The 14,122-nt window shown below is 64.8% G+C and carries 13 protein-coding genes; 2 read left to right on the forward strand and 11 right to left on the reverse strand.

Annotation, left to right across the window (positions count from 1 at the left end; genetic code table 11):
* Window position 1: 1 nt before the first annotated feature.
* The 5 genes from pilV to H3H39_RS17175 all read right to left on the reverse strand — a co-directional run bounded on the left by pilV (window position 2) and on the right by H3H39_RS17175 (window position 3,709).
* A complete protein-coding gene (gene pilV / locus H3H39_RS17155) occupies window positions 2-424 on the reverse strand; it encodes a type IV pilus modification protein PilV (protein WP_182154736.1) in 423 nt (140 codons plus the stop codon).
* Window positions 421-1,041: a pilus assembly FimT family protein gene (locus H3H39_RS17160; protein WP_182154738.1), complete on the reverse strand. Its 621-nt coding sequence runs from the start codon at window positions 1,039-1,041 to the stop codon at window positions 421-423. Before H3H39_RS17160 ends, pilV begins: the two co-directional genes overlap by 4 nt.
* A complete protein-coding gene (locus tag H3H39_RS17165; protein ID WP_182154740.1) occupies window positions 1,029-1,454 on the reverse strand; it encodes a type IV pilin protein in 426 nt (141 codons plus the stop codon). The genes H3H39_RS17160 and H3H39_RS17165 overlap by 13 nt, the downstream gene beginning before the upstream one ends.
* A 202-nt stretch (window positions 1,455-1,656) precedes the next feature.
* Window positions 1,657-3,036, reverse strand: a complete 1,380-nt coding sequence (locus tag H3H39_RS17170) for a sensor histidine kinase (protein WP_182154742.1) — start codon at window positions 3,034-3,036, stop codon at window positions 1,657-1,659.
* Window positions 3,029-3,709 (reverse strand): response regulator transcription factor, encoded by a 681-nt coding sequence (locus H3H39_RS17175; RefSeq protein WP_182154744.1) that lies wholly within the window; start codon window positions 3,707-3,709, stop codon window positions 3,029-3,031. Before H3H39_RS17175 ends, H3H39_RS17170 begins: the two co-directional genes overlap by 8 nt.
* A 215-nt stretch (window positions 3,710-3,924) precedes the next feature.
* Between H3H39_RS17175 and H3H39_RS17180 the strand changes: the two genes are divergently transcribed.
* Window positions 3,925-6,015: a methyl-accepting chemotaxis protein gene (locus tag H3H39_RS17180; RefSeq protein ID WP_182154746.1), complete on the forward strand. Its 2,091-nt coding sequence runs from the start codon at window positions 3,925-3,927 to the stop codon at window positions 6,013-6,015.
* A 193-nt stretch (window positions 6,016-6,208) separates the two neighbouring features.
* Window positions 6,209-7,018, forward strand: a complete 810-nt coding sequence (locus H3H39_RS17185; RefSeq protein ID WP_182154748.1) for a Crp/Fnr family transcriptional regulator — start codon at window positions 6,209-6,211, stop codon at window positions 7,016-7,018.
* On the opposite strand, the gene H3H39_RS17190 is transcribed toward H3H39_RS17185, so the two are convergent.
* From H3H39_RS17190 to pheS, 6 genes are all read right to left on the reverse strand, one after another.
* Complete coding sequence (locus H3H39_RS17190; RefSeq protein ID WP_182154750.1) at window positions 6,915-8,642, reverse strand: CHASE3 domain-containing protein; 1,728 nt, start codon at window positions 8,640-8,642, stop codon at window positions 6,915-6,917. The genes H3H39_RS17185 and H3H39_RS17190 overlap by 104 nt on opposite strands.
* A 123-nt stretch (window positions 8,643-8,765) precedes the next feature.
* Window positions 8,766-9,398: a response regulator gene (locus tag H3H39_RS17195; protein WP_182154752.1), complete on the reverse strand. Its 633-nt coding sequence runs from the start codon at window positions 9,396-9,398 to the stop codon at window positions 8,766-8,768.
* Between the two features lie 209 nt (window positions 9,399-9,607).
* Window positions 9,608-10,018 carry a MerR family transcriptional regulator gene (locus H3H39_RS17200; RefSeq protein WP_182154754.1) on the reverse strand — a complete coding sequence of 137 codons (411 nt, stop codon included), beginning with the start codon at window positions 10,016-10,018 and terminating at the stop codon, window positions 9,608-9,610.
* Between the two features lie 16 nt (window positions 10,019-10,034).
* Window positions 10,035-10,385: an integration host factor subunit alpha gene (locus H3H39_RS17205; protein ID WP_182154756.1), complete on the reverse strand. Its 351-nt coding sequence runs from the start codon at window positions 10,383-10,385 to the stop codon at window positions 10,035-10,037.
* A gap of 163 nt (window positions 10,386-10,548) precedes the next feature.
* Window positions 10,549-12,975, reverse strand: a complete 2,427-nt coding sequence (pheT, locus tag H3H39_RS17210) for a phenylalanine--tRNA ligase subunit beta (RefSeq protein WP_182154758.1) — start codon at window positions 12,973-12,975, stop codon at window positions 10,549-10,551.
* 85 nt (window positions 12,976-13,060) lie between these two features.
* On the reverse strand, window positions 13,061-14,080 hold the full coding sequence (pheS, locus tag H3H39_RS17215) for a phenylalanine--tRNA ligase subunit alpha (RefSeq protein WP_182154760.1): 1,020 nt from the start codon (window positions 14,078-14,080) through the stop codon (window positions 13,061-13,063).
* Window positions 14,081-14,122 lie beyond the last annotated feature (42 nt).

Consider the following 14,122-nt stretch of genomic DNA (forward strand, 5'->3'; position numbering starts at 1 on the left):
ATCAGAAACCGATGTAGGAAGTGACGCGGTGTACATTTTCGTCGGCGCCATTCTTGCGTTTCCAGCGAATGGCGATGTCGACCTGGTAGCGCCGGTTCTGGCCCACCACGGCCACCGTGATCTTGGCGCCCGGAATAAAGGTCTGGGTTTCCGCCACCCACGGCGCCAGCGCCGTGCTGGGCGCGGCCACGCCATCGAACACATAGCTGCCGGCGGCCACGTTGGGCAAGTCCGCGTTCATCACGCCCAGCAGTTTTTCCGTGGCCATGGTGGCCTCGGCCCGCATGCTGGCGTCGGACAGGGCCGAATAGGCGCGCGCCTGCAAGCCTATGGTGCCCAGCAAGCCTATGCCCAGCAACAGTACGGCCAGCATCACTTCCAGCAGGGCCACGCCGGCCTGGCGGCGCAAGGGGATGGTCTTCATGGTGGGCACCCCCGCGAATCGCCGGCCGCCACAGTGGGGTCGCACTTGCTGGCCATGCCGGCCAGCGTGACGACCACCGCCACGGTGGGGACGGCCTTGACATACACCGGGTCGGGGTCGAGCCGGATGCGCGTCAGGTTCAGCGCGTAGCTGGTGTCGACCCAGCCCAGCGCCGTGTAATAGACTTTCGAGGCGCCGTCGGGCGCATAGCTCGGCGTCAGCACGTCGGTGGACGGCAGGCTGTCGGCCGCGCGGAACACGGATTTGTAGCCGTTGGCCCCTTCCGGATCGTTGGCGGCCGGGGCCGCCGTAGTGGACCAGCCACCGGCGCCGTCATTGCAAGGCAGGCCGGGCTGGGGGAAGCAGATGTCCACCTGCCAGTCCATCTGGCCGCTGTTGGCGTTGGCGGTCAGCACGATGCGGCTGGCCGCGTTGTGGCTCACGGCCTGGCGCCGCGCCATGCTGAAGCCTTCCAGGTAAAACTCGTTGGCCGAGCGCACCTTGCTGGTGAGCACCCAGGTGCTCATGGCCGGGATGCCGACCGCCAGCATCACGGCGAACACCGTGAGCGTGATCAGCACCTCGAGCAGCGTGAAGCCCTTGTTTAATTGGAACATGATCCACCCTTGTGATCGACCCAGCAGGTGCCGTTGGTGCCCCAGCCGGCCGGGCTGGCTGTGGTGGCGCGGGTGCCGTTCTGGTCTATGGTGTAGACGAAGCCGGCCATCTTGCCGATGCCGGTCGCCGTCAAGGTGTAGGCCGAGGCGGAAGCGCCGCTCAGCGCATAGGTGAAGTTGGCGGTGGCGGCCGGAAAATTGACGACCGTGTCGAAGCCCACGTAGGTGCGGCCGTTGGACCAGAACTGTTCGGCTGCCGGCTGCGCCGCGCCCAGGGCCGAGAACGCTTCCGTCAAGCGGCCGCGGATCACGTAGTCGTTATAGGCAGGCATGGCGACCGCCATCAAAATACCGACGATCACCACCGTGACGAGGACTTCGATCAGGGTAAAACCGTTCTTGATGCGTTTCATGTGCCGCGCTCCCGAGGATAGTGCTGGCCGGCCCATTGCCGGCAAACCACTGTGCTTGCGAGTATGGTAGCGCGCCAAGCTTGCATTTCCCTGAGGAAATGCTGACAAATTCCTGACAGCGGCGTCCGCGGTGAAATTGTTGCCGTTTGGCGCAGGCAGGCTGACCACCCGCGCCAGGCGCGCGCGGGGAAGCGATACCGGATCAGGCGGGGAAACGCACCTCGAAGCGGGCGCCCCTGCCCTGGGCGCCGGCATCGAGCGTGATGCTGGCGCCGTGGGCCAGCGCGATGTCGCGCACGATGGCCAGGCCCAGGCCGCTGCCATGGGTCTTGTCGTCCAGCCGCACGTAGCGGCTGAATACCTGGTCGCGCTTGGCCGGCGCGATGCCGGGGCCGGAATCCTCCACCGCCAGCATGCCGCCGCCATCGAGCGGCCGGCAACTGACGGTGACCGTGCCTTGCGCAGGCGTGTAGCGGACCGCGTTGTCGATCAGATTATCGATCAGGTCGCGCAACAGGAAACGGTCGCCCTGCACGGTGGTAGGCGCCAGGTCGAAGCCCAGGTCGATGTGCTTGAGCGCCGCCTGCTCGACGAAGTGCTGGATCGCGTCTTCCACCAGGCTGGCCAGCGCCACCGGCTCCAGCCGGGTCTTCTCGAAGTGGCTCGGTTCGGCGCGCGCCAGCGCCAGCAACTGGTTGGTCTGCCGTATCATGCGTTCGGTCGAGGACAGCATCAGCCGCACCGACTGGGCCGTGTCCGGCGCGCTGTGGCGCTGGGCCAGCCATTCCAGCTGGGTCTTGAGGCCGGCCAGCGGGGTGCGCAGCTGGTGCGCCACATTGGCCAGGAAATCGTGCTGGGCCCGCGCGCCGTCGCTGACCCGGTCCAGCAAGCCATTGAAGGCCAGCACCACCGGCCCCAGTTCGAACGGCACCCGTTCGGCGACAATGGGCGACAGGTCATCGCCGGCGCGCGCGTTGAGGTCGGCCCGCATGCGGTTCAGCGGCGCCAGGCCATTGGTGACGGAAAACCAGATCAGGCCCACCGAGGCCAGCGTGAACGCGGCCTCCAGCAACAGCAGCACGCGCACGATGGCGGCCCGGACCTGGCCGCGCTTGCGCAGCGTCTTGGCGACCGTGATCACGGGGCCGCCGGAAGCTGGCCGCAGGGCCACGGCCCGCACGGCTTCACCGCGCATCAACGTATCGTACGCGGGCAACGCGCCTTTGCCGCCGCCGCCCACATGCGCGGCCGGCGGCGCGGGGAAATCGGCATCGCCGGCCAATAGTGCGGCGGCGCCGGCGTTCGTGCCGCTGCCCACGCCATCGCGCACGGCGAAAAACACGGCGTCCGTCTGGTCGTTGCGCAGCACCTGTTCGGCCTGGCGCGGCAAGTCGATTTGCCAATGGCCGTCGCGTTCAGCCAGGCGCGCGCCCAAGGCGCCGGCCGCGTCCGACAACGCCTGGTCGAAAGCGATCTGGGCCGGCATCCACGCCAGCAGATAGGTGAGCGCGCCGCCGGCCAGGTTGAGCAGCAGGATAGGCCCGATCAGCCAGCGCAGCAGGCGCAGGCGGATGCTAGGCATGGTTGGGCGCCGTCGCTTCCAGCATGTAGCCAAAGCCGCGGATGGTGCGGATGGAGATGCCGGCGTCGGCGATCTTCAGGCGCAGGCGCGAGATATAGACTTCCACCGCGTTCAAGGTCAGGTCGTCGCCCCAGGGCAGGATGGCGTCAATGATCTGCTGCTTGGACACCACCCGCGCGCCATGTTGCAGCAGGTACTCCAGGACAGCCCATTCGCGCACCGACAACTCGATTACCCGTTCGCCGATGCGGGCCCGCTTGGCCGTGGTGTCGAGCGTGAGGTCGCCCAGCGCCAGCACGGTGGGCTTGGGCGCGTTGCGCCGCGCCAGCGCCCGCACCCGTGCCACCAGTTCGGCGGTGGCGAACGGTTTGACCAGGTAATCGTCGGCGCCCAGTTCCAGGCCCTGGACCCGGTCCTCGATGGCGTCGCGCGCCGTCAGCAGCAGCACAGGCATGGTGCCGCCGCGCAGGCGCAGCCGGCGCACCACTTCGAATCCATCGATACCGGGCAGGCCGATGTCGAGCACCACCACGTCGGCCGCGTCGGCGCGCTGCAACAGCGTATCGGCCTGGTCGCCGTGGCGCACCACGTCCACCGCCATGCCGTGCCCGGCCAGCGCACGCGCCAGCCCATCGGCCAGCACGGCATCGTCTTCCACCACTAGTACGTGCATGCGTTCGCCAGGAATAAGAATAAGGTCAACAGGATGCGTTCGGCCGGCTGGGTTCGGCCAGGGCCAGCGTCCCTTGTTCGCATTATGCGGCATTTGTTGCACAGACCCAAATCAAAACCCCTTGACGCGGTGCCGCATGAGGCAAATTCATCATGCTGTCATATTTGCCGTGCATTATTGCATTACAGAAACACCAATTCTATTATGGAAAATACATGATCGCCCTTCTCCAGCCTGCCATCGCCCTGATGCAGCGCCTGCGCCTGCTGCCCAAATTCACCCTGATCTGCCTCGTGTTCCTGTTGCCGCTGCTGCTGGTGACGGCCATGCTGATGCAGGAACTGCACAAATCCATCGCCCGCACGGAACAGGAACAGCGCGGCGTGGCTTACATCGTGCAATTGCAGGAAATCACCCGGCTGACCCAGCAACTGCGGGCCCAGCAACACTTGCGCCACGCCAGTCCGGCCAACGCGGCGCCGGCGCCCCAGCGCGAGGCTATCGTCCAGCGCATGCGCCAGCTCGACACCTTCCAGGCCGACGCCGGCGCCGTGGCCGCCCTGCCGGAGTGGCAGGCGCTGAAAAAACGCTGGGAGGAACTGCTGCAACGCCAGGCCACGCTGGACGCGAAAGACAGCTTCGCCCTGCACAGCGCACTGGTGGCCGAGATGGCGCACCTGACCACGCTGGTGGCCGACCGCGCCAACCTGAGCCTGGACCCGGAAGTGCAGACCTATTACCTGATCGCTTCCTTCCTCAAGACCTTCCCCGACATCGCCGAAGGCTTGTCCGTGATCGCCGGCCGCGGCGCCGCCTTCATCGACAGCGGCCTGCTGGAAGGCAACGAGGATCAGTTGCTCAACGCCACCGCCATGATCGCCCACCACGACCTGGAACGGGTGCCGGCCCAGTTCGACGCCGTGTTCCGCAACAATCCCCAGCTCAAGCCCGCACTGCAAGCGCAACTGGGCGCCGTGCCCGCCGCGCTGGCCTTCCTGGAGCGCGCTAAAAACGAGGTGACGAATTCCTACAACCAGACGTCGGGCAAGGAATTCAACGCGGCCGGCAACCAGGCCATCGACGGCCTGTACGGCTTCTCGGCCGCCTCGGCCAAGGTGCTGGACCAGTTGCTGGCCGAGCGCATCGGGCGCGACCGGCTGCGCCGCAACCTGATGCTGGGCGCCGTGCTGGCCGTGGCCGCGCTGGCCGCATGGCTGTTCGCCGGCTTCTATATCTCCTTCTCGCGCGACATCGTGCACCTGCGCGGCGCCGTGCAAAGGGCGGCGGCCGGCGACTTGACCGAGCGCATCAGCTCGCGCGGCACGGATGAAATCGGCGGCCTGGTCAACGCGTTTGGCGGCATGACGGGCGCGCTGGCCACGCTGGTGACGGAAATCCGCAGCGGCGCCGGCACCATCGCCGGTGCCACCGACGCGCTGGCCGAAGGCAACGCCAGCCTGTCGCACCACACCAGCAGCCAGAGCGAGGCGCTGGCCGACACGGTGGCCTCGATGCGCCAGCTGACCAGCACCGTGCAGCGCGGCGCGGCCCACGCCCAGCGCGGCCACGAACTGATCGTGTCGGCTTCCGAGCTGGCCCAGCGGGGCGGCCAGACCGTGGGCGCCGTGGTCGACACCATGGCCTCCATCCGCGGCAGCTCGAACCGGATCGTCGACATTATCGGCGTCATCAACGGCATCGCGTTCCAGACCAATATCCTGGCCTTGAACGCGGCCGTGGAAGCGGCCCGCGCCGGCGAACAGGGCCGCGGTTTCGCCGTGGTGGCCGGCGAGGTGCGCAACCTGGCCCAGCGGTCGGCGGCGGCGGCGCTGGAAATCAAGCAGCTGATCGGCGACTCGGTGGCCCAGGTGGAAGCGGGCAGCGAACTGGTCAACGTGGCCGGCAGCACCATGGAGCAGGTGGTGCAGGCCGTGCGCGAGGCGGCCGCCGTGATCGAACAGATCAGCGCCGCCGAGGCCGGCCAGAGCGCCGATATCGCGCAAGTGGGCGCAGCGCTGACCCGCATCGACCAGATGACGGGCCAGAACGCGGCCCTGGTGCGGCAAGCCAGCGACGGCTCGGATCGCCTGCACGCGGAAACGGCCCAACTGGCGCAAGCCGTCAGCCGCTTCCGGCTGGAGCGGGCCGAGGATGCCCCCGCCATGGCAAGCCAGGCGGCCATGGCGGCCACCGCGCCCGCGCCCGCCAGCGCCAGCGCGCTGCCCGCCGTGGCAGCGGCAGGCGCCTGGTCGGCCAACAAGCCGCGCCTGGCCCCGCGCCAAGGTGAGCGCCAGCGCCGCGCCTGAGGTCCATGGCAGGGCCGGGTCTGGCTCTACAGTAGGAATAGGCTGACAAAGCTGCATGTTGCAAGCCTACAGGGGGGCGGATAGTCCTCTTATGTTCGTTATCTAACTTAACGCTTACAGTGGGTCAATTACGCAAGGCACCGTATTCCGGGCCTTGCCCGCCACCTGGTTTTTAAGTCTGCGAGGAAGAAAAATGAACAACACCCTACTTGTTGCCACCGACGAGGCGCCGCGCGCTCGTGGCGCCGCCGCCCGGTCACGAGAGCTCAAGCTGATGCCACGGCCAGTTGTCAGCCATAGCGGCGCCCAGCAGAACGAATTGCTGGCCGCCCTCCCCCGCGAAGTGCTGGAATCGCTGTTCGAACACCTGGAACTGGTCCAACTGCCGTTCGGCAAGGAGCTCTTCACCTACGGAGCCACGCTCGACAATGTGTACTTCCCCACCACGGCCATCGTCTCGCTGCTGTACGTGATGGAAGATGGCGCCACCACGGAAATCGCCGTGGTCGGCCATGAAGGCGTGGCCGGCGTGTCGCTGTTTGCGGGCGAACGGGCCATGTGCAGCGCCGTGGTGCAAAGCGCCGGCTATGGCTACCGCCTCAAGGCCCAGCAACTGCGCGACGCCTTCAACCAGGGCGGCGCCCTGCCCCAACTGCTGATGCGCTACAACACGGCCCTGTTCGCGCAGATGGCGCAAAACGCGGTGGGCGGCCTGCACAGCTCGATCGAACAGAAACTGTGCCGCTGGCTGCTGGACCGCCTCGATCGTTCGCCATCGAACGAATTGAAGGTGACGCAGGAAATGATTTCCATCATGCTCGGCGTGCGGCGTGAAAGCATCACGGCCGCCGCCGGCAAGTTGCAGGACGAAGGCATGATCACCTATCGCCGCGGCAACATCACTGTGCTCGATCGTCCAGGTCTGGAACAGTACGCGGGTGAGTGCTACAAGGTGGCGAAGACGGAATATGACCGTCTGCTGATGGATGTGGCGCGCTGCTGATATGCGCCGCAGCGGGCGCAGGCACGCCGGCGCCGGCGCCTGAGGCCGCATTCGCCGCGACATTGGTAGCGACCGTGGCGGGAGCAGCGTTGGTAGCGGCAGCGGCGGGAGTCGCGTTAGTAGCATTAGCCGCGCTAGTAGCGATAGCAGCGGCGATATTCGCAGCATAAGTCGCAGCATTGGCCGCATTGGCCTGCATGGCCGCCAGTTCCGGCGGTTGCCCCACCCCGGCCGCAGGCTTGCGGCGCAGCGGGATATGCACTTCAATACAGGTTCCCGCATCATTGCGGCCACGCCGTATGGTCAGCGTGCCCCCCAATAACAAGGCCCGTTCCCGCATCCCCAGGATACCGTGCGACATGGGCTTGGCCAGCGTATTGGCCGCGATGCCCACACCATCGTCGATCACGCGCAGCACCAGCCCATCGACGGTACGGCGCAGCATGACCGACACCCGGCTCGCCTTGGCATATTTGCGGATATTGGTCAGCGATTCCTGCACGATGCGGAACAGCGCGATCGACAAATCGCCCGAGCGGCCCGCATCCTTTTCCAGCTCGGCCGAAATATCGACGTCGCAGCGCACCTTGGCCAGTCGGCTGAACTCGTCGCAATAACTTTCGATGGCGGCGCACAGGCCGAGATTATCGAGCAGGCTGGGGCGCAGGTTCTCGACGATACGGCGCTTCATTTCCACCGTTTCCACCAGCGTGGCGCGGGCCCGGCGCAACTGGGTGGCCAGTTCCGGCGCCGTCTTCTGCAATTGCTGGGTGACGGCCGCGATATCCATGCCGATCGACGTCAGGTTGGCGCCCAGTTCGTCGTGCAGCTCGCGCGACAAACGCATCTTCTCCTCCTCGCTGATACTGATCAGGTGGCGCGACAGCACCGACAACTGCTCGGTGCGCTGGGCCACGGTGGATTCCAGGTTTTCGTTGGCCTTCTGCAAGGCATGCTCGACGGCGGCCCGGTTCTGGAAGCTGCGCCGCACCAGCTGGTAGAACATGATCAGCACGATGATGGCCATGGCGTTGATGCCCATGCCCAGCAGCACCGCCTTCTGGTACTCGTGGTAGAACATCGCGCTGCGGGCGGCCAGCGTCTCATTCTGTTCCTGCTCCATGATGACCACCTGCAGCCGGATCTCGTCCATGCTGGAGCGGCCGTCGCTGACCTTGGCGATCTTGACGATCTCGTCCAGTCCACCTTCGCGGTAGACGTCGATCGACTGGTTCAGCAGCGCCAGCTTGCGGCGCACCAGGGTGCGCAGCTGGGCCAGGTTCTTGAGCTGGGACGGGCTGTCGGCCAGCAGTTTTTCCAGTTCCTTGAATTCCGTTTCCGATTCCGTCACGGCAGTGCGGGCCGGGCCCAGGTAAGCTTCGCGCCCGGAAATGAAATAGCCGCGCATGCTGCTTTCCGCATCCAGCACCAGCACATTCACGTATTGCAGGCGATCGGCCACGCGCGAGCTCTGGCTCTGCAGGAAGTTGGCGCCCTTGAGCGACTGCAAATTGTGGAACAGGCTGAATCCATTGGCGATCAGGATCAGCACGCAAGCGACGCACAATATGGTCTTGTACAGCGGCAGACGGTGCAGGGGTGCCGCGGTGGCGGTGAAATACATCCTGATAAACATCCTTCCAGAGGTCAGCCGGCACAGTTGCGACTAGCCACCCCATTATAATCTGGGCGACCGCCCGCCGCAGTGCGGAAACCCTACCGTGCGCGCCCTGTCGATCAACTGGTTTCAGTCGAGCAAGTTATTTTTCATCGCATAATAGGTCAGGTCACTATTGGACTGCATGCCCATTTTTTCCATGATGCGGGTGCGGTAGGTACTCACCGTCTTGATGCTCAGCGACAGGGCCACCCCGATATCGCTCACGGTGGCGCCCCGGGCCAGCCGCAAAAATACCTGGAACTCGCGGTCCGACAGCTCCGTGTGGGGCGCCGTGTTGGGATCGCGGTCAAAAGTCTGGGCCAGCAGTTCGCCTACGGTGGCGCTCACGTAGCGCCGCCCCTGGTACACGGTGCGCACGGCCGTGATCAGTTCATCCGCCTCGCATTCCTTGTTCAGGTAGCCGTTGGCGCCCATCTTGAACAGGTTGAGCGCGTATTGCTGGGCCGGATAGCCGGACAGGATCAGCACCGGCAAGTCCGGCTGGCCCTGGCGGATGGTGCGCAGCGTGTCGATGCCGCTCTGGTCCGGCATGGCGATGTCGAGCAGCAGCACGTCGCAGATTTCGCGCCGCGCGATGTCGAGCGCCTCCCGGCCGCTGCCGGCCTCCGCCACCACCTCGAAGTCGTCGGCCGAAGAAAAGATTTGCTTGAAGCCCGCGCGGACTATCTGATGGTCGTCACAAATGGCAACGCGTATCATTGTTTCCCCTCGTGGCGCGGGAAACGGAACCGGCGGTTCCATCGTTCACGCCACCTTTGCCAGCATGCTTGCATGCTGGCAAATAAATTAACATTAATAGTATAGCACTAAAGATTTAACAATGCGATTTAACAATCCCGCCTGATGGGTAACGGCGGGGACGAAAAAAAAGACGCCTCGTGCGCGCCTTTTCTTTCCGCTGCGCCCGCTCACTGGAGCAGGGTCAGTATCGCCAGCAGTTCGTTGCGTATCAATTCCCGGTCCAGGGCCGGGACGGCGGCTGGCGGCGCGCTGCCGTCCAAGCCGGAGGCACCATCATACTCCCCTTGCACAGGATCGGTCGCGCGGCTGTCCAGTTTATTGCGCGCCCCGCTGATGGTGAAGCCTTGTTCATACAGCAGTTCACGGATGCGCCGTATCAGCAGCACTTCGTGGTGCTGGTAGTAGCGCCGGTTGCCGCGCCGCTTGACGGGCTTAAGCTGGGTGAATTCCTGCTCCCAGTAGCGCAACACATGGGGTTTGACGCCGCACAGCTCGCTCACCTCGCCGATCGTGAAATAGCGCTTGGCCGGGATCGGCGGCAATACGGCAAGTTCGGTCTTGGCCAGGCGGTCATTCATAGCGGATCAATTCCTGTCAGGCGGCGCGCGCCATGGTCGGATTGCTTTCCTCGACCATGCCCTTGAGCTTCTGGCTGGCGTGGAAAGTCACCACGCGGCGTGCCGTGATGGGAATCTCCTCGCCCGTTTTCGGGTTGCGGCCCGGCCGCTGCGGCTTGTCGCGCAGCTGGAAGTTGCCAAAGCCGGACAACTTGACGGCCTCGCCCCGCTCCAGCGCGTTGCGGATCTCGTCGAAGAAAGTCTCGACCATGTCCTTCGCTTCACGCTTGTTGAGGCCGACTTGCTCGAACAGCAATTCAGCCAACTCCGCCTTGGTGAGCGTCGGCAAATCTTTTTCCGCTTCCTGGCGTACCTTGGCGACCTGCATGGCCCGATGCAAATCGGCCGCCAGTGCGGATTGAAGGACGGCGGAATCCACGTCGTTGGTAGTAATTTTACAGCCCTGCCTTATAAAAAATGGGGTGTCCGGACGGCGCCGGCAACCCGCTGACTGCTTCATCGGGCGGCCCGGGTGGGACCGCCCGGCGCGCTCAGGCACGCAAGCGTGCGCCCTGCTTTTGCTTGACCGCATCGGCCAACGCGGCCATCACGGCATCGACCGCATCGTCCTGCAGGGTGTTTTGAGTATCTTGCAAGCTAAAGCGGAAAGCAAGCGATTTTTCGTCCGCCTCCAATCCCTTGCCGCGATATTCATCAAACAAAACAATGGCTTGCACAATCTTGCCCTGTGGATTTTCTTGCACTACGGCATTAAACGCATCGAGCAGATCCTGTGCCGGTACGCTCTGGGCCACCACCACGGCCAAGTCGCGGGTGGCGCCGGGGAACTTGGAGATTTCCGCGTAGGCAGGCACTTCGCGTTGCTCAAGAGCAACAGCGTCCACTTCGAACACCACCGGCGCTTGCGGCAGATCATACTTCTGCATCCAGCGCGGGTGCAGCTCGCCCAGGTAGCCGACGGTCTTGCCGTCCAGCTCGATGCGGGCCGAACGGCCGGGGTGCAGTGCGGGGTGCTCGGCCTTGACGAAACGGGCCACGGCCGGCGCGAACAACTGCTCCAGGTCGGCCTTGACGTCGAAGAAATCGATGTTGCGGCTGGACTGGCCCCACTGCTCGTCCACCACCGGGCCGTAGGCCATGGCGGCCACGCGCTTGGGCTGGTGGTAGCCGGCCACGGTCAGCGGGCCGTCGGCCACGCTGGCGTCGCGCAGGTAGACGGCGCCCGTCTCGAACACGCGCACCCGGTTGGCCTTGCGGTTCAGGTTGTAGCGTACATTGGCCACCAGGCTGCCGATCAGCGAGGTACGCATCACGCTCAGCTGGCTGGCAATGGGGTTTTGCAGCTTGACCGGTTGCGCGTTGGCGCAGAAGTCCTGCTCCCAGGCCGCCTCCACGAAGCTCATGTTGATCACTTCCTGGTAACCGAGGTCGGCCAATTGGTGGCGCACGGCGAACAGCGAGCGGGTATTTTCCGGCGCGATGATCATGGTGTTGGCGGCCACGGGCGCCACGGTCGGGATGTTCTCGAAACCGTAGACGCGCGCCACTTCCTCGATCAAGTCTTCCTCGATCTCGATGTCGAAGCGGTAGGTCGGCGCGGTCACGCTGAACACGCCGTCGGTCAGCGTGAACGGCAGGGCCAGGCGGGTGAAGATGTCGGCGATGGCGGCGTCGTCCAGCGCCACGCCGATCACCTTGCGGGCGCGCGCGGCGCGCATGGACACGGGCTGGCGTTGCGGCAGGTTGACCACATGGTCATCGATCGGGCCCACCAGCGTTTGCTGGGTGCCGCAAATTTCCAGGATCAGCGACGTGATGCGTTCGATATGCTCGACCGTGGTGGCGTAGTCCACACCGCGTTCGAAACGGTGCGCGGCGTCGGTGGAGAAATTGTAGCGGCGGGCGCGGCCCTGGATGGCGTTCGGATGCCAGAACGCCGCTTCCAGGTAGATGCTGTCCGTCTCCAGCGACACAGCCGTGGCGTCGCCGCCCATGATGCCGGCCAGCGATTCCAGTTCCTTGTCGTCGGCGATCACGCCCACCCACTCGTCCACGCTGATGGTGTTACCGTTCAGCAGCTTGATGGTTTCGCCAGCCTTGCCCCAGCGTACATCCAGCCCGCCATGGATCTTGGCCAGGTCGAACACGTGCGACGGACGGCCCAGTTCCAGCATCACATAATTGGAAATATCGACCAGGGCCGACACGGGACGCTGGCCGCTGCGTTCCAGGCGCTGCTTCATCCAGTCCGGGGTGCTGGCCTTGGCGTTCAGGTGGCGGATCACGCGGCCCGAGAAGCGGCCACACAGGTCAGGCGCGGAGACCTTGACCGGCAGCACTTCGTCGCTGTTGACGGCGACCGGACGGCACTGGGGCGCGTGCAGGGCCACGCCCGTCAGGGCCGCCACTTCGCGCGCCACGCCCAGCACGGACAGGCAGTCGGCCTTGTTCGGGGTCAGCTTGATGGTGAACTTGAGGTCGTTGAGCGCGTAGTAATCGCGGAAATTCTTACCGACCGGCGCGTCGTCGGGCAGTTCCAGCAAGCCCGAGCCCTCTTCCGACAGTTTCAGTTCCTTGGCCGAGCACAGCATGCCTTGCGACTCCACGCCGCGCAGCTGGCCCACCTTGATTTCGAACGGCTTGCCGTCCGCGCCCGGCGGCAGCAAGGCGCCGGCCATGGCGCACACCACTTTCAGGCCGGGGCGCACATTGGGCGCGCCGCACACGATGTTGAGCAGGGTGCCGGTGCCCACGTCCACCTGGCACACGTTCAGGCGGTCGGCGTTGGGGTGCTTCATCATCTCGCGCACGTGGCCCACGACCACGTTCGAGAACGGCGGCGCCACCGCTTCCACTTCTTCTACTTCCAGGCCGGACATCGTCAGCAGATGGGCCAGTTCGTCCGAAGTCATCTTCGGATCGACCATGGTACGGAGCCAGTTTTCGGAAAATTGCATATTCGAGCTTTCAGCCGCAAAGATTGTTCAGAAAGCGGGAGCGCACGGGCGCTCGACCGCTAAAGGATATAAACCGTTTACACGATTAGTTGAACTGCTTGAGGAACCGCAGGTCGCCTTCGTAGAACAGGCGCAGGTCGTTGATCCCGTAGCGCAGCATGGTCAGGCGCTCGAGGCCGGAGCCGAACGCGAAGCCGATGTACTTTTCCGGGTCCAGCCCGAAATTGCGCACCACGGTCGGATGCACCTGACCGGAACCGGACACTTCCAGCCAGCGGCCTTTCAGGGGGCCGGAGCCGAACGCGATGTCGATCTCGGCCGACGGTTCCGTGAACGGGAAATACGATGGGCGGAAGCGCACCTGCAGGTCGTCCGTCTCGAAGAAGGCTTTGACGAAGTTCAGGTACACGCCTTTCAAATCGGCGAAGCTGATGTTCTCGGCGATCCACAAGCCTTCCACCTGGTGGAACATGGGCGAGTGGGTGGCGTCGCTGTCGACGCGGTAGGTGCGGCCGGGCGCGATCACCTTGATCGGCGGCGTGTGGCTGCGCGCGTAACGCACCTGCATCGGGCTGGTGTGGGTGCGCAGCAGCAGCGGCTTGCCTTCGCTGTCGTTGCCTTCGATATAGAAGGTGTCCTGCATGGAACGGGCAGGATGGTTTTCCGGGCTGTTGAGGGCGGTGAAGTTGGTCCAGTCGTTCTCAATCTCGGGGCCGTCGGCCACGTCGAAACCGATCGAGCGGAAGATCGCTTCCACCCGTTCCCAGGTGCGCATCACGGGATGGATGCCGCCGCCGGCGCGGCCGCGGCCAGGCAGCGAGACGTCGATCGCCTCGGCATTCAAACGGGTTTGCATCTGGGCGTCGGCCAGCGCGTCGCGCCGGGCCGTCAGGGCCGCTTCGATCTGGCCTTTGGCGGCGTTGATCAGGGCGCCTTGCGCCTTGCGCTGCTCGGGGTCCAGCTTGCCCAGGCCCTTCATCAATTCGGTGATCTGGCCGGTCTTGCCCAGGTATTTGGCTTTGGCGTTTTCCAGTGCGGCCGCGTCATCTTGCGCGGCCATGAAATCCTGCACCGCGGAGGCGACGAGTTGTTCCAGGGAGTCCATGCTTTTCGTTTTCCTCAATCAAAAACGGGGCACAGGTATACA

It is taken from the genome of Rugamonas apoptosis (assembly GCF_014042355.1).
GTDB lineage: Bacteria > Pseudomonadota > Gammaproteobacteria > Burkholderiales > Burkholderiaceae_D > Rugamonas > Rugamonas apoptosis.